Here is a 14,844-nt window from a genome sequence, read left to right on the forward strand (position 1 = left end):
AGAAGGACCCTAGTGGCCGTCAGCCTCGGTAGATGGCCTCGATCTCCGAGGCGAAGTCCTTCGCCACCACGCTCCGCTTCAGCTTCAGCGAGGGCGTCACATGCCCGGAGTCCTCGGTGAACTGCGTCGCCAGGACCCGGAACTTCCGGATCGACTCCGCCTTGGACACCGCCGCGTTGCCGTCGTCCACCGCCCGCTGGATCTCGGCCAGCAGGTCCGGGTCCTCCCGCAGCTCGGCCACCGTCACGCCCTCGGGCTTGCCGTGTTCGGCCGCCCAGCGCGGCAGGAACTCCTCGTCCACCGTGACCAGCGCGCCCACGAAGGGGCGGCCGTCGCCGACGACCATGCACTCGGCCACCAGGGCATGGGCCCGGATCCGGTCCTCTATCACCGCCGGGGCGACGTTCTTGCCGCCCGCGGTGATGATGATCTCCTTCTTCCGGCCGGTGATGGTGAGGTAGCCGTCCTCGTCGAGCGTGCCCACGTCCCCGGTGTGGAACCAGCCGTCCGACAGCGCCTCCGCCGTGGCCGTCTCGTTGTTCCAGTACTCGGTGAAGAGGTGGTCACCGTGCAGCAGCACCTCGCCGTCGTCGGCGATGCGCACCACCGTGCCCGGCATCGGCTGCCCGACCGAGCCGATCTTCTGCCGGTCCCAGGGGTTGAAGGTGGTCGCCGCGCAGGACTCCGTCAGGCCGTACCCCTCCAGCACCGTGAAGCCGATGCCCCGGTAGAAGTGGCCCAGCCGCTCGCCCAGCGGCGCCCCGCCGGAGATGGCGTGGGTGGCCCGGCCGCCCAGCACGGCCCGCAGCTTGCTGTAGACCAGCCGGTCGAAGACCTTGTGCTTGAAGCGGAGCCCGAAGGACGGGCCGCCCGGGGCGTCCAGCGCCTTGCTGTACTCGATGGCGGTGTCGGCCGCCTTGTCGAAGATCTTGCCCTTGCCCTCGGACTGGGCCTTCGCCCGCGCCGAGTTGTAGACCTTCTCGAAGACGCGCGGCACGCCCAGCACCAATGTGGGCCGGAACGCGGCGAGTTCATCGGTCAGGGACTTCACATCGGGCACATGGCCGAGCTTGATCGGCGCCAGCACCGCCGCGATCTCCACCAGCCGCCCGAAGACATGGGCCTCGGGGAGGAACAGCAGCACCGACGACTCACCGGTGTTGAAGATCGGCTTGAGCCGCGCCACCGCGTTGCCGCACTCGGCGAAGAAGCTGCGGTGGGAGAGCACACAGCCCTTGGGGCGGCCGGTGGTGCCCGAGGTGTAGACGATGGTGGCGGGGGAGTCGGCGTTGGCGATCGAGGAGCGCTCGTCCACCTTCTCCTCGGACACGTCCTCGCCCAGCTTCCGCAGCGTCCCGATGGCGTCGCCCTCGATCCGCCAGACGTGCTTCAGGGCGGGCAGGGTGTCCCGGACGGCCTCGACGGCGGCCTCGTGGACGCCGGTCTCGACCAGCGCGGCCACCGCCCCCGAATCGCTGAGGATCCACTGGACCTGCTCCGGTGAACTCGTCTCGTACACCGGCACGGTGACCCCGCCCGCGCTCCAGATGGCGAAGTCCAGCAGCGTCCACTCGTAGCGGGTCCGGGACATCAGGCCGACCCGGTCGCCCGGCTCCACACCGGCCGCGATCAGGCCCTTGGCGGCGGCGCGCACCTCCGCCAGGAACGCGGTCGCGGTCACGTCCTCCCATCGGTCGTCGACCTTGCGGCCGACCACGGCGACATCGGGATGCTGTGCGGCATTGCGGCGGATGAGATCCGTCAGATTGCCGTCGGCCGGAACCTCGTACAGGGCCGGAAGGCTGAACTCGCGCAAGACTGCTGCTCCTCGTGGGGCGCCGGCGCCGCTGCGGGGCATGGGGGGTGGTGGACGGCCCGGACGTTACCCATCGGTACGCTTCCGGGATAGGGGTTCCCGCCCAGATGTTCGATGCGTCACACACCGCCTTCCTGCTGCCCGCAGACTAGTCGACGGGCGCCGCGTCCGCTAAGGAACCGCAGGTAGACGCGGGGCGGTGCAGGCGGAACACCTTACGGGCGCGGGCCCTTACGTCTTAGGGTGACACGCATGCGAGTCCACGTGGTGAGTGACGTGCATGGCAACAGTGAGGACCTCGAGAAGGCCGGCGACGGGGCGGACGCCCTGATCTGCCTCGGCGACCTCGTCCTCTTCCTCGACTACGCCGATCACTCACGTGGCATCTTCCCCGATCTCTTCGGGGTCGAGAACGCCGACCGGCTGGTCGAACTGCGCACCGCCCGCCGCTTCGAGGAGGCACGGGCGCTCGGCAACCGGCTGTGGGAGGGGCTCGACCGCAACGCGGCGATAGAGGCCGGGATCCGCCGTCAGTACGCCGAGCTCTTCGCCGCGTTCCCCACCCCGACGTACGCCACCTACGGAAATGTCGACATGCCTTCACTGTGGCCGGAATACGCCCGGTCCGGCACCACCGTCCTGGACGGCGAGCGCGTGGAGATCGGCGGGCTGGTCTTCGGTTTCGTGGGCGGCGGGCTGCGCACGCCGATGCGCACCCCCTACGAGATAGACGACGAGACCTACGCGGCGAAGATCGCGGCGCTCGGCGAGGTGGACGTGATCTGCACCCACATCCCGCCGGAGGTGCCCGACCTCTGCTACGACACCGTCGCCCGCCGCTTCGAGCGCGGCAGCGCCGCCCTGCTGGAGGCGATCCACACCGTCCGCCCCAAGTACTCCCTCTTCGGCCATGTCCATCAGCCGCTCGTCCGCCGTATGCGGATCGGGGCCACGGAGTGCGTCAATGTCGGACACTTCGCCTCCTCCGGCACCCCCTGGACCCTGGAGTGGTGACCCGCGCGCGGTAGCCTTCAGCCGCAGAGATCCCATGCGGCGGACCGGTACGGAGGAGCCACGGCGATGGCGGAACACACCAGCTCGAGCATCACGATCGAGGCGGCACCGGCCGACGTGATGGAGGTGATCGCCGACTTCGACCGTTACCCGGAGTGGTCCGGTGAGGTGAAGGAGGCTGACATCCTCACCAAGGACGCCCGGGGGCGCGCCGAGCAGGTGCGGATGCTGCTCGACGCGGGCGCGATCAAGGACGACTACACCCTCCAGTACAGCTGGACCGGGGACGACCAGGTCAACTGGTCCCTGGTCAAGTCCCAGATGCTGCGCACCCTTGACGGCTCCTACCGGCTCTCGGCGCTCGACGGCGGCAAGAGCACCGAGGTGACGTACCAGCTCACGGTCGACGTCAAGATCCCCATGCTGGGCATGATCAAGCGCAAGGCCGAGAAGGTCATCATCGACCGCGCGCTCGCGGGCCTGAAGAAGCGCGTCGAGGGCGCCTGACCCGCCCGGACCACTCCGGACCACCCCGGACCGCCCCGGGCCCCGACGGTGCCCGGGGTGATCCACGGCGCGGGGTACGCTCCGGCGGGTGCGGATCACCGGACCCGCGCCGCGCACACCGACGTAACCCCCTGCCGGAGGCTCCCTTCATGCGTACGGTCCTCGTCACCGGTACCGGCGGCGCGGGCCGCACCACCGTGGCCGCCGCGACCGCCCTCGCCGCCGCCCGTGAGGGGCAGCGGACCCTGCTGCTCACCGCCGACTCCGACGGCACCCCCGAGGCGCTGCTCGGCATCGGCGCGCCGCGGTCGGTCCCCGGGCGCTCGGCGGACCGGCTGCCGTGGTCCGTACCCGTCGAGCCGGCCCCGGGGCTGTGGGCCGCGCGGGTCGTCACGGACGAGTGGTTCCGCGGTGAGCTGACCGCGCTCCAGGACCGCGGCCACGGCCTGCTCGACCTGCTCGGCGCCACCCCGCTGGACGGCGAGGAGCTGACCGCCCTGCCCGGGGTGGAGGCCATCGCGCTGCTGCGCGCCCTGCGCGCCGCCCAGACCGCCCCGCCCGGCACCGGCTGGGACGTCCTCGTGGTCGACATGCCGCCCGCGCCGGACACCGTCGCGCTGCTGGCGCTGCCCGAGCAGCTACGGCGCTATCTGCGGCGGCTGCTGCCCGCCGAGCGGCAGGCGGCCCGCGCGCTGCGGCCGATGCTGGCCCAGCTGGCGGGGGTGCCGATGCCCGCGCAGAAGCTGTACGAGACGGCCGAGCGCTGGGAGCGGGAGCTGACCGCCGTCCAGGGCGTGATCGAGTCCGAGGCCACCACGGTACGGCTGGTCGTGGAGCCCGGACCGCTCGCCGACCGGGCGCTGCGCACCGCCCGTGCCGGTCTGGCGCTGCACGGCTGCCGGGTGGAGGCGGTGATCGCCAACCGGCTGCTGCCCACCGGCACCGCCGACCCGTGGCTCGCCGCGCTGTCGGGCCAGCAGCAGGACGCGCTCAAGGAGCTGTACGAGCAGTGGGCCCCCGCCGTCCCGGTCCGCGAGCTGCCGCATCTGGGCCGCGATCCGCACGGCCTCGGCGACCCGCACCCCGCCGAGCCGCGGCCCGCCGACCCGCACCCCGGCGAGCCGCATCCCGCCGGATCGCACCCCGGCGACGGCGCCCGGCGCGCCCCGGCCGGGCTCGCCGACCTCGCCGGGGCCGTCGGGGCGCCGGGGGCGCGGCCCGACCGGCCCGCCCCCGACCCCTGGACCGTCGAGGACCGGCTGGCCGAGGACGGGGTGCTGCTGTGGCGGCTGCCGCTGCCCGGCGCCGACCGCGACGGGCTCTCCCTGGTGCGCCGGGGCGACGAACTGATCGTCACCGTCGCGCCGTTCCACCGGGTGCTGCCGCTGCCGTCCGCCCTGCGCCGCTGCACCGTCTCCGGCGCCGGGCTGCGCGACGGATGGCTCCAGGTGCGCTTCACACCCGACCCGGACCTGTGGCCGAAGCGGGTCTGACCCCCGCGTCCACGACGGCCGGTCTCCGGCTCTGACCCCACCCCCTCCTTCCGGTAACGTCGGTCACAAGCCCGGATGAACAGAACCGGGCGGCCAGCATCCCCGCCGCAGGAGTTCGCCATGAGCGATGCCACCGAGCGCCCCCCGGAGCCCCCGGTCACCGATGTGCCGGTCACCGAGATCGACCCCGACGCCTGGGAGCGGGCCTGTGAGGAGGACCTCGCCGCCGAGCGGGCCAGGCAGCGCGCCCGGCAGACCACCGAGGAGCCGGGGAGCGTGGCCGAGGAGTTCCTCAAGCTGGCCGACGCGCTCGCGGAGAAGGTCGCCCAGACGCCGATCGCCGGGACGGCGGTTCAGGGGGCCGTACAACAATTGATCGCACAGGCGAAGGCCAGCGTAGAACCGGTCATAGAGCGCAATCCAGAGGTTTTCGAACACCTCGCCAGCGCCGGATCCGAACTGCTCGCCGCCTATCGCGCCGCCGTGACCGGCCAGGAGCGACGCTGGACCCAGGGAGCCGAGGGCGGCTCCAAGGGAAGTGGCCAGGAATCCGAGAGTTCGAGTAGTGAACACATCGACCTCGACTGAGCGCCACCTCCGGTACCGTTAGCCTCGGCGGGGTTCGACCAAATAACTGAGGGACTCATGGGACTCACCATCGGCGTCGACATCGGCGGCACGAAGATCGCGGCCGGCGTGGTCGACGAAGAGGGCTCGATTCTCGAGACGAGCCAGGTTTCGACCCCGCAGACTCCCGAGGGAGTCGTCGACGCCATCGCGGACGCGGTGCGCATCGTCAGTGAGGGTCATGACATCGAGGCCGTCGGCATCGGCGCGGCCGGCTATGTGGACGACAAGCGCGCCACCGTGCTCTTCGCGCCCAACATCAACTGGCGGCACGAGGCGCTCAAGGACAAGGTCGAGCAGCGCGTCGGCCTGCCCGTCGTGGTGGAGAACGACGCCAACGCCGCGGCCTGGGGCGAGTACCGCTTCGGCGCCGGGGTCGGCCATGACGACGTCGTGTGCATCACGCTCGGCACCGGCCTCGGCGGCGGCATCATCATCGGCGGCAAGCTGCACCGCGGCCGGTTCGGCGTCGCGGCCGAGTTCGGCCACATAAGGGTCGTCCCGGACGGACTGCTGTGCGGCTGCGGCAGCCAGGGCTGCTGGGAGCAGTACGCCTCCGGCCGTGCCCTGGTCCGCTACGCCAAGCAGCGCGCCGCCGCCACCCCGGAGAACGCCACGGTCCTGCTCGGCCTCGGCGACGGCACCTCCGAGGGCATCGAGGGCAAGCACATCAGCGACGCCGCCCGCCAGGGCGACCCCGTCGCCATCGATTCCTTCCGCGAGCTGGCCCGCTGGGCCGGGGCCGGGCTCGCCGACCTCGCCTCGCTCTTCGACCCCTCGGCGTTCATCGTCGGCGGCGGGGTCTCCGACGAGGGCGATCTCGTCCTGGAGCCGATCCGCAAGTCCTTCCGGCGCTGGCTGGTGGGCAACCAGTGGCGTCCGCACGCCCAGGTGCTCGCCGCGCAGCTCGGTGGCAAGGCCGGGCTCGTCGGCGCCGCCGACCTGGCCCGCCAGGGCTGAGACGCGAAGGGGGGAACGTGCCGCTCACGGACCTGCCCGGATCCACCACCGGCCCGGACGCGGCGGTGGTGCGGGTGCTCAGCTACAACATCCGCTCGATGCGGGACGACCGCGAGGCGCTGGCCCGGGTGATCCGGGCCTGTGCCCCCGATGTCGTCTGCGTCCAGGAGGCGCCGCGCTTCTTCCGCTGGCGCAAGGCCGCCGCCTGGCTGGCCCGGGAGACCGGCCTCGTCTACACCACGGGCGGGGCCACCGCCGCCGGCCCGATGATCCTCACCTCGCTGCGCGCCCATGTGGAGCGCGCCGAGGACACCCTGCTGCCGCGCGTCCCCGGGCTGCACCGGCGCGGTTTCGCCACCGCCGTGCTGCGCTTCGGCGGCGGCCACCGCGACACCGGCCGCCCGGAGAACGGCGGGGGCGACGGCGTCCGGCTCGGCGTGGTCAGCTGCCATCTGAGCCTCGCCGAGGCCGAGCGCTACGACCAGGCCGGGATGCTGCTGGACCACCTGACCGCGCTGGACGTCCCGTACGCCGTCGCGGCCGGTGACATCAACGACCGGCCGGACGGCCGCGCCTTCCGCCGGATCGCGGGGAAGCTGCGGGACGGCTGGGCCACCGAGCCCTGGGGGAGCGAGGCCACCTTCACCCCCAAGGATCCGCGTCGGCGCATCGACGCCGTCTTCGCCTCGGAGGGCATCGAGATCATCGGCTGTGGGGTCCCGGCCGGGCTGCCGGGCGTCACCGACGCGGACCTCCGGGCGGCCACGGACCACCTTCCGGTGCTGGCCGCGCTCAGGCTGCCCCGGGCGTCCCTGGCCTGAGCGGCCGGGCAGGAGCCGGAGCCTGGGCGCGCCCGGCTCCGGGGTGCCGGGGTCAGACGACGGCGCCGCGCCCCGGGTCGTCGTCCTCTTCCTCGTCGTCGTCCTTCATCCGCAGCACCAGCGTGACGAAGCCGCCCAGGAAACCGCCGACGCCCAGCGTGGCGATCCACCAGACCATCTCCACCTGGAACAGCACCACTCCGAGCAGCAGCAGCGGCCCGCCCAGCACACCGAGCCAGGCGAAGCGGGAGGTGGTGTCGGACTCGGGCAGCGGAGGCGGCTCGGGCGGGACGAAATGGCCCTCGTCGGTCTCGTCGAAGTCGTCCTCGGACGGCTCGTCGGGCTCCCAGTCGCGGGGGCCCACGCCCGGGGCGTAGACGATGAAGCCGCCCGGCTTCCCGGTCGTGTCGGACTTGGCCGGCCCGCCCGTGGCCGCCTCGCCGTCACCGGACCCGTCGGCGTCGGCGTCGGTGTCCCCGTCCGCCGCGGACCGGCGGTCCCGGTCCCGCTCCTCGTCGAGGTTCTCGGCGGCGGGCCATCGCTCGGCGCCCGGCGGGTCCTGCGGCTCCTCCCCGTACGCGGCGACGATCGCGGCGAAGGCGGCGTCGTCGTCCCGCCGCGCGTCCGCCTCGTGTCCATTCGAGTCGCGCTCAGCCACTGGCCGCCGCCCCCTCCTTTCCGCTGCCCTTCCCGAGACCGGTCCGGGTGATGTCTTCACCCATACCCGCCGTCAGCCGGGTGATGAACGTGTCCGTCTCCTCGAAGATGAACTCGGCGTCGTGGTCCAGCGTCGCCACGTGGTAGCTGCGCTCCAGCAGCCGCTCGGTGACGTCCCGGGAGGACACCTGACTCAGGATGCGCTCGGAGTCGGCCGACGGCACCACATGGTCCTGGGGGCTGTGCATCACCAGCAGCGGCTGGGTCACCTGCGGCAGTTCGGCGTCGACCACCCGGTAGAAGCGGCGCATCGAGTGCACGGCGTGCAGCGGCATCCGCTCGTAGCCCGACTCCCGCGCGCCCGGCTTGGCGATGTCGCTCACGATGCCCTTCACCGACGGCACCAGATGACGCAGCACCGGAAGGGCCACGGCCAGCGGATCGTGGATGCGGTTGGCCGGATTCACGACGGCCACGCCACTGATCGCCGCGCCGTGCTGGGCGGCCAGCCGCAGCGCGAGCGCCCCGCCCATGGACAGCCCGCAGACGAACACCCGCTCGCAGGCCCGGGAGAGCCTTCCCAACTCGCGGTCCACCTCCGCGTACCAGTCCTGCCAGCCGGTGACGGCGAGATCCTGCCAGCGCGTGCCATGGCCGGGGAGCAGCGGCAGGGAGACGGTCAGGCCACGGGCCGCGAGATGGTCGGCCCAGGGCCGCACGGACTGTGGGGAGCCGGTGAATCCGTGACAGACGAGGACGCCGATCTCTCCGCCGTCGTGGCGGAACGGCTCGGCTCCGGGCAGGAGCGGCACCACGGATCTCCGTTCGCTGGGGAAGCGGGCTCGAGGTCCTCAGCGTACGCGGCGCGCCCCGTACGGGGTAGGCAGGTTAAGGTCTCCTCGTCGGATACAGGAGGTCCCGGTTGTTCTACAGCGCAATGAAGCTGTCGGTGGGTGGCGCCTTGAAGCTCACCTTCCGGCCCTGGGTGGAGGGGTTGGAGCACGTCCCCGCCGAGGGTCCGGCCATCCTCGCGAGCAACCACCTCTCCTTCTCCGACTCCTTCTTCCTGCCCGCGGTGCTCGACCGCAAGGTCACCTTCATCGCCAAGCAGGAGTACTTCACCACCCCCGGGGTCAAGGGACGGCTCACGGCGGCCTTCTTCAAGGGCGTCGGGCAGCTCCCGGTGGACCGCTCGGGCTCGCGCGGCGCCGGCGAGGCCGCCATCAAGGCGGGCATCGAGGTGATCAAGCGCGGTGAGCTCTTCGGCATCTACCCCGAGGGCACCCGCTCGCCCGACGGACGGCTCTACCGGGGCAAGCCGGGCGGTCTGGCCCGGGTCGCGCTCGCGACCGGCGCCCCGGTGATCCCCGTGGCGATGATCGACACCGAGAAGATCCAGCCCCCCGGCAAGGTCATGCCGAAGCTGATGCGGCCCGGTATCCGGATCGGCAAGCCGCTGGACTTCAGCCGCTACCACGGCATGGACGGCGACCGCTTCATCCTGCGCTCGGTGACCGACGAGGTCATGTACGAGATCATGAAGCTCTCCGGCCAGGAGTACGTGGACGTCTACGCCACCGCCGCCAAGCGGCAGATCGCGGAGGCGGAGGCGGCCCGGAAGCAGGCCGAGAAGAAGCAGGCCGAGAAGGAGAAGGCCGAGAAGGAGAAGGACAAACACAAGTCCGGCGCCTAGCCGCGCCGGCACCGGGGGTGGGGGACGTTGACGGAGCGGTCCAGACGGGAGCGCGCCGGGGGCGAGCGCGTGGTGCGGATGTCCGTGGAGCAGCCGCTGTGGCAGGCGCTGACCGCCTACCGGGTGCTGACCCTGCTCTACGCGCTCGGGCTGTGCGTCTACTCCTTCGACGACTACGACCATCCGCTCGGCGCCGTCGTCTACATGGCGGTGCTGACGCTGTGGACGGCACTCACCTTCCGGATGGTCGCCTCGGCCGAGCGCTGCACCCGGCGGTTCCTCGTCGGCGACCTCGGCATCGCGGTGACCGGCATTCTGCTCACCCCGCTCGTGGACAGCCACGACCGGATCGCCGACGGCACGCCCACGCTGCCTTCCATATGGACGATGGGCGCGGTCCTCGGCTTCGCCATCAAGGGCGGCTGGCGCTGGGGCGCCTCGGCCTCCACCGTGGTCTGCGCCGCCAATGTGATCGAGCGCGGCGGATTCGCCCAGGACACCGTCCACATGCTGTCGTTGGTGTGGGTGGCGAGCGTGGGCATCGGCTATGTGGTCGAGGTGGCCCGCGCCAGTGAGCGCACCCTCGCCCGCGCGCTGCGCATCGAGGCGGCCACCCGGGAGCGGGAGCGGCTGGCCCGCGACATCCACGACAGCGTGCTCCAGGTGCTCGCCATGGTGCAGCGGCGCGGCGCCGCGATCGGCGGTGAGGCGGCCGAACTCGGCCGGATGGCGGGGGAGCAGGAGATCGCGCTGCGCACCCTGGTCTCCACCGGTCTGGTGAACCGGCCGCGCACGGGGGACGGGACGGAGGCAGCGGCCGGCCCGGGCGCCCTCCCGGACGCGGCGGACCCGCCGGTCCCGCCCTGCCCGCCCGACCCCGAGCACTCCGACGGCGGCTCCTGCGATCTGCGGGCCCTGCTGGCCCCGCACGCGGGCTCCCGGGTCACCTTCTCCGAGCCGGGTGCCCCGGTGCTCCTCCCGGCGGGCGTCGCCGGGGAGTTGGCCGCCGCCGTCGGCGCCGCCCTGGACAACGTACGGGTCCACGCCGGGGAGGACGCCCACGCCTGGATCCTGCTCGAGGACGAGCCGGACGCGGTGATGGTGACCGTACGGGACGACGGCCCCGGCATCCCCGAGGGGCGGCTGGCGGACGCGGAGGCGGAGGGCCGGCTCGGGGTGGCCCTGTCGATCCGGGGGCGGCTGCGCGACCTCGGCGGCACCGCCGAGTGGATCTCGGCGCCGGGGCAGGGCACCGAGGTGGAGTTGACGGTTCCGAAGGCGTCGGCGAAGAAGGCGAAGCAGAAGGGGGAAGCGGCACGATGACCGCTCAGCACGACGGCCGCCCGGTGACGGTGATGGTGGTCGACGACCATCCGATGTGGCGCGACGCGGTGGCCCGTGACCTGTCCGAGGCCGGGTTCGACGTGGTGGCCACGGCCGGGGACGGACCGCAGGCGGTCCGCCGGGCCAAGGCCGCCGGGCCCGACGTCCTGGTGCTCGACCTCAACCTCCCCGGGCTGCCGGGGGTCGAGGTGTGCAAGGAGGTCCTCGCCGACCGCCCCGGGCTGCGGGTGCTGGTGCTCTCCGCGAGCGGTGAGCACGCGGACGTCCTGGAGGCGGTCAAGTCCGGGGCCACCGGCTATCTGCTGAAGTCGGCCAGCACCGAGGAGCTGCTGGACGCGGTGCGCCGCACGGCGGCCGGCGACCCGGTGTTCACCCCCGGCCTCGCGGGCCTGGTGCTCGGCGAGTACCGGCGGCTCGCGGGCGAGCCCGCCCCCACCGCCGCCGACCAGCCCGCCGCCCCGCAGCTCACCGAGCGTGAGACGGAGGTGCTGCGGCTGGTGGCCAAGGGGCTTTCGTACAAGCAGATCGCCGAGCGGCTGGTCATCTCGCACCGCACGGTGCAGAACCACGTCCAGAACACCCTCGGCAAGCTCCAGCTGCACAATCGCGTGGAGCTGGTCCGCTACGCCATCGAGCGCGGCCTGGACGACGCCTGACGCCGTCCGGCCGAGGCCGGTGACACCGCGTCACCCCCTCGTACGGGTGAAGTTCAAAACCAACTCCCTTGGTTCGCACGGGAATCGTCCGACGCCCCATCCCGTGTGACCTGGATCACCGTTAGCGTGGCTCTCCGTACCGGGCCCAATCACGGGATTCCACGGGAGAAGGGAAGAAACGATGCGGGTCGGAGTGCTGACCGGCGGCGGTGACTGCCCCGGGCTCAACGCGGTCATCCGCGCCGTCGTGCGCAAGGGCGTACAGGAATACGGCTATGACTTCATCGGCTTCCGGGACGGCTGGCGCGGCCCTCTCGAGAACGACACCGTTCCCCTCGACATCCGCGCGGTGCGCGGCATCCTGCCACGCGGCGGCACCATCCTCGGCTCCTCCCGCACCAATCCGCTCAAGAGCGAGGACGGCATCCGCCGGGTCAAGGAGACCCTCGTCAAGCTGGAGGTCGACGCGCTGATCGCGATCGGCGGCGAGGACACCCTCGGCGTCGCCGCCCGGCTCTCCGGCGACTACGGCCTCCGCTGCGTCGGCGTCCCCAAGACCATCGACAACGACCTGTCCGCCACCGACTACACCTTCGGCTTCGACACCGCCGTCAACATCGCCACCGAGGCCATCGACCGGCTCCACACCACCGCCGAATCGCATATGCGCGTGCTCGTCGTCGAGGTGATGGGCCGTCACGCCGGGTGGATCGCCCTGCACTCGGGGCTCGCCGGCGGCGCCAATGTCATCCTCCTCCCCGAGCAGCGCTTCGACGTCGATCAGGTCTGCGCCTGGGTCGAATCCCGTTTCAAGATCCGCTACGCCCCGATCGTCGTCGTCGCCGAGGGCGCGATGCCCAGGGACGGCGACGCGGTCCTCAAGGACGACACGCTGGACTCCTTCGGCCATGTCCGGCTCTCCGGAGTCGGCGAGTGGCTGGCCAAGGAGATCGAGAAGCGCACCGGCAAGGAGGCCCGCACCACCGTCCTCGGCCATGTCCAGCGCGGGGGCACGCCCAGCGCCTTCGACCGCTGGCTCGCCACCCGCTTCGGGCTGCACGCCATCGACGCGGTCCGGGACGAGGACTTCGGAAAGATGGTCGCGCTGCGCGGCACCGACATCATCCGGGTACCGCTTGCCGAGGCGACCGCACGGCTCAAGACGGTCGATCCCTCGCTCTACGCCGAGGCCGAGGTCTTCTTCGGCTGAGGCCGTCTGGGTGCAGTACGGCGATGGGCCGGGCGCGGAAGTCGCGCCCGGCCCAGCGTCACGCCGCCCCTCGGGCCCGCGGGCCCTTCAGACCAGGACGGCCGCCAGCAGCTCCGCCACCAGCGCCGCCCCGTCCCGCGACAGCACCGACTCCGGGTGGAACTGCACCCCGGCGAAGCCCGGCCCGCGCAGCGCGTGCACATCGCCGGTCACCCGGTCCCGGCTCAGCTCCACGCGGTGCATCGCCAGCTCCGTCTCCACCGCCTCGTCGCAGCGCGCCGTGAAGGTGTTGTAGAAGCCGACGGTCTCCTCGCGCCCGAAGAAGTCGATCCGCTCCTGGGCGCCCTGGAACGGCACGTCCTTGCGCACGATCTCCAGCCCCAGCTCGGCCGCGATCAGCTCGTTCCCCAGGCACACCCCCAGCAGCCCGTGCCGGTGCCCGGCCACCAGCTCGGCGGCCAGCGCCCGCAGGAACCGCATCTTCGGGTCGGCCGTGTCGCCCGGGTCGCCGGGACCCGGGCCGAGCACCACGGGCCCCTGATGCGCCAGCGCCGCCTCCCGCACCCCCCGCTCGTCGTACCGCCGCACGGTCACGGTCAGCCCCGAGGTGCGCAGCAGATGCGCGAGCATCGCGGTGAAGGTGTCCTCGGCGTCGATCACCAGGGCATGCCCGGACAGCCTCCCGGCCCGGGGCTCCTCGGGCGCTTGCATCCGCAGCCAGAACGGCGCCAGGTCCGCCCGCCGCGCGTCCAGCGCCGCCCGTACCCGCGGATCGTCCGTGAGCCGCGGCCGCGGGCCCTCCTCCTCCGGCCGTACGGGCGCGGGCCGCACGCCCAGCGCGGTCAGTACCCCGGCCGCCTTCGCATGGGTCTCGGCCACTTCGCCGCGCGGGTCCGAGTGGCGGACGAGCGTGGCGCCGACGGCCACCTCCAGCGATCCCCCGGCGTCGATGTCGGCGGTCCGGATCAGGATCGGCGAGTCCAGGGTCTGCGCGCCGCCGCCGTCCCGTCCGATCAGCGCGAGCGCCCCCGCGTAGTAGCCGCGGCCACCGGGTTCGTACCGCTCGATCACCCGGCAGGCGTTCTGCACCGGGGAGCCGGTGACGGTCGCGGCGAACATCGTCTCGCGGAGCACCTCCCGGACGTCCCAGGAGGAGCGGCCGCGCAGCTCGTACTCGGTGTGCGCGAGGTGCGCCATCTCCTTGAGCCGGGGCCCGATCACCGTCCCGCCCATGTCGCCGACGGTGCACATCATCTTCAGCTCCTCGTCCACGACCATGGACAGCTCCTCCACCTCCTTGCGGTCGTGCAGGAACGCCAGCAGCCCCTCCGCGCTCGGCCCGCCCTCGGGGTAGCGGTACGTCCCGCTGATCGGGTTCATCACGACCGTCCCCCCGGACATCCGCACATGCACCTCGGGGCTGGCCCCCACCAGCGTCCGCCCGTCCGCCAGCCGCACCACATACGTCCAGTAGGCGCCCCGCTCCCCGGCGAGCAGCCGCCGGAAGAGCGCGAGCGCGTCGGTACTCCCGAAGCCCGGGATCTCGCCCCGGAAGGTCCTTCGGATGACGAAGTTGGCGCCCTCGCCGGTGCCGATCTCGTCCTCGATGACCCGGCTCACGATGTCCGCGTAAGCGGCGTCGTCCACGTCGAACGCCCCGTCCTCGACCCGCACCGGGTGCCCGGGCAGCGCCGCCAGCGCCTCGGCGAGCGGCAGCTCGTAGGTCTCCTCCGGGCGCAGCACGGCCAGCGGCGTGCCGTCGTCGCGCACCTCGAACCCGCGCTCGTGGATCTGCCGGAACGGCACCAGCGCGAGGGCGTCGGCCACCGGGGCGCCGTCCCGCGGGGTCCCGGTGGGCAGCGGGATGTCGGTCAGCCGTGCCACCTCGCCGACCGGGCCGAGCAGCACCTCGACGGTGTCGGGCGCCCGGCCGGGGGTGCGGCGGTGCAGCAGGGCGAAGGGCGGCGCGTCGTCGGAGAGCAGCCGCGCGACGACGGCCTGAGTGTGGGGGTTCTGCATGGCGGGTGATTCCTTCCGGAATGAGGA

14 protein-coding genes are annotated in these 14,844 nt (G+C 72.5%); 10 read left to right on the forward strand and 4 right to left on the reverse strand.

The window, feature by feature from the left end:
- Positions 1 to 19: 19 nt before the first annotated feature.
- The gene (locus ACZ6TD_RS34075; RefSeq protein WP_471344363.1) at positions 20 to 1,816 is read right to left on the reverse strand and encodes an AMP-dependent synthetase/ligase; all 1,797 of its coding nucleotides are present in this window, start codon (positions 1,814 to 1,816) and stop codon (positions 20 to 22) included.
- Between the two features lie 252 nt (positions 1,817 to 2,068).
- Between ACZ6TD_RS34075 and ACZ6TD_RS34080 the strand changes: the two genes are divergently transcribed.
- The 6 genes from ACZ6TD_RS34080 (at position 2,069) to ACZ6TD_RS34105 (ending at position 7,238) form a co-directional block, all read left to right on the forward strand.
- Positions 2,069 to 2,830 (forward strand): metallophosphoesterase family protein, encoded by a 762-nt coding sequence (locus tag ACZ6TD_RS34080; protein ID WP_471344364.1) that lies wholly within the window; start codon positions 2,069 to 2,071, stop codon positions 2,828 to 2,830.
- 66 nt (positions 2,831 to 2,896) lie between these two features.
- A complete protein-coding gene (locus ACZ6TD_RS34085) occupies positions 2,897 to 3,337 on the forward strand; it encodes an SRPBCC family protein (protein WP_471344366.1) in 441 nt (146 codons plus the stop codon).
- 149 nt (positions 3,338 to 3,486) lie between these two features.
- A complete protein-coding gene (locus tag ACZ6TD_RS34090; protein ID WP_471344368.1) occupies positions 3,487 to 4,830 on the forward strand; it encodes an ArsA family ATPase in 1,344 nt (447 codons plus the stop codon).
- Positions 4,831 to 4,950: 120 nt separating this feature from the next.
- Positions 4,951 to 5,418, forward strand: a complete 468-nt coding sequence (locus ACZ6TD_RS34095) for a DUF5304 family protein (protein ID WP_471344369.1) — start codon at positions 4,951 to 4,953, stop codon at positions 5,416 to 5,418.
- 57 nt (positions 5,419 to 5,475) lie between these two features.
- Entirely contained in the window at positions 5,476 to 6,417 is a 942-nt protein-coding gene (locus ACZ6TD_RS34100) for an ROK family glucokinase (RefSeq protein ID WP_471344371.1), read from the forward strand.
- 17 nt (positions 6,418 to 6,434) lie between these two features.
- Positions 6,435 to 7,238 carry an endonuclease/exonuclease/phosphatase family protein gene (locus ACZ6TD_RS34105; protein ID WP_471344372.1) on the forward strand — a complete coding sequence of 268 codons (804 nt, stop codon included), beginning with the start codon at positions 6,435 to 6,437 and terminating at the stop codon, positions 7,236 to 7,238.
- A 52-nt stretch (positions 7,239 to 7,290) separates the two neighbouring features.
- On the opposite strand, the gene ACZ6TD_RS34110 is transcribed toward ACZ6TD_RS34105, so the two are convergent.
- Together ACZ6TD_RS34110 and ACZ6TD_RS34115 are read right to left on the reverse strand one after the other, a co-directional pair.
- Positions 7,291 to 7,896 carry a hypothetical protein gene (locus ACZ6TD_RS34110; protein ID WP_471344374.1) on the reverse strand — a complete coding sequence of 202 codons (606 nt, stop codon included), beginning with the start codon at positions 7,894 to 7,896 and terminating at the stop codon, positions 7,291 to 7,293.
- Positions 7,889 to 8,707, reverse strand: coding sequence for an alpha/beta hydrolase (locus tag ACZ6TD_RS34115; RefSeq protein WP_471344376.1), 819 nt, complete (start codon positions 8,705 to 8,707; stop codon positions 7,889 to 7,891). Before ACZ6TD_RS34115 ends, ACZ6TD_RS34110 begins: the two co-directional genes overlap by 8 nt.
- 125 nt (positions 8,708 to 8,832) lie before the next feature.
- Between ACZ6TD_RS34115 and ACZ6TD_RS34120 the strand changes: the two genes are divergently transcribed.
- From ACZ6TD_RS34120 to ACZ6TD_RS34135, 4 genes are all read left to right on the forward strand, one after another.
- On the forward strand, positions 8,833 to 9,588 hold the full coding sequence (locus ACZ6TD_RS34120) for a lysophospholipid acyltransferase family protein (protein ID WP_471358271.1): 756 nt from the start codon (positions 8,833 to 8,835) through the stop codon (positions 9,586 to 9,588).
- A gap of 78 nt (positions 9,589 to 9,666) precedes the next feature.
- Positions 9,667 to 10,911 (forward strand): MacS family sensor histidine kinase, encoded by a 1,245-nt coding sequence (gene macS, locus ACZ6TD_RS34125; protein WP_471358273.1) that lies wholly within the window; start codon positions 9,667 to 9,669, stop codon positions 10,909 to 10,911.
- Positions 10,908 to 11,588 carry a response regulator gene (locus ACZ6TD_RS34130; protein ID WP_471344378.1) on the forward strand — a complete coding sequence of 227 codons (681 nt, stop codon included), beginning with the start codon at positions 10,908 to 10,910 and terminating at the stop codon, positions 11,586 to 11,588. Before macS ends, ACZ6TD_RS34130 begins: the two co-directional genes overlap by 4 nt.
- Before the next feature lie 181 nt (positions 11,589 to 11,769).
- Entirely contained in the window at positions 11,770 to 12,798 is a 1,029-nt protein-coding gene (locus tag ACZ6TD_RS34135) for a 6-phosphofructokinase (protein WP_471344379.1), read from the forward strand.
- An 87-nt stretch (positions 12,799 to 12,885) separates the two neighbouring features.
- On the opposite strand, the gene ACZ6TD_RS34140 is transcribed toward ACZ6TD_RS34135, so the two are convergent.
- Complete coding sequence (locus ACZ6TD_RS34140; protein ID WP_471344380.1) at positions 12,886 to 14,817, reverse strand: anthranilate synthase family protein; 1,932 nt, start codon at positions 14,815 to 14,817, stop codon at positions 12,886 to 12,888.
- Positions 14,818 to 14,844 lie beyond the last annotated feature (27 nt).

The sequence above is a fragment of the Streptomyces yongxingensis genome, from assembly GCF_055597465.1.

What these genes read in the sequence shown, in the direction of transcription:
- ACZ6TD_RS34135 (WP_471344379.1), top strand. Translation starts at nt 11,770, where the DNA reads ATGCGGGTCGGAGTGCTGACCGGCGGCGGTGACTGCCCCGGGCTCAAC.
- ACZ6TD_RS34085 (WP_471344366.1), top strand. Translation starts at nt 2,897, where the DNA reads ATGGCGGAACACACCAGCTCGAGCATCACGATCGAGGCGGCACCGGCC.
- ACZ6TD_RS34140 (WP_471344380.1), bottom strand. Translation starts at nt 14,817, where the DNA reads ATGCAGAACCCCCACACTCAGGCCGTCGTCGCGCGGCTGCTCTCCGAC.
- ACZ6TD_RS34100 (WP_471344371.1), top strand. Translation starts at nt 5,476, where the DNA reads ATGGGACTCACCATCGGCGTCGACATCGGCGGCACGAAGATCGCGGCC.
- ACZ6TD_RS34095 (WP_471344369.1), top strand. Translation starts at nt 4,951, where the DNA reads ATGAGCGATGCCACCGAGCGCCCCCCGGAGCCCCCGGTCACCGATGTG.
- ACZ6TD_RS34090 (WP_471344368.1), top strand. Translation starts at nt 3,487, where the DNA reads ATGCGTACGGTCCTCGTCACCGGTACCGGCGGCGCGGGCCGCACCACC.
- ACZ6TD_RS34080 (WP_471344364.1), top strand. Translation starts at nt 2,069, where the DNA reads ATGCGAGTCCACGTGGTGAGTGACGTGCATGGCAACAGTGAGGACCTC.
- ACZ6TD_RS34120 (WP_471358271.1), top strand. Translation starts at nt 8,833, where the DNA reads ATGAAGCTGTCGGTGGGTGGCGCCTTGAAGCTCACCTTCCGGCCCTGG.
- ACZ6TD_RS34130 (WP_471344378.1), top strand. Translation starts at nt 10,908, where the DNA reads ATGACCGCTCAGCACGACGGCCGCCCGGTGACGGTGATGGTGGTCGAC.
- macS (WP_471358273.1), top strand. Translation starts at nt 9,667, where the DNA reads ATGTCCGTGGAGCAGCCGCTGTGGCAGGCGCTGACCGCCTACCGGGTG.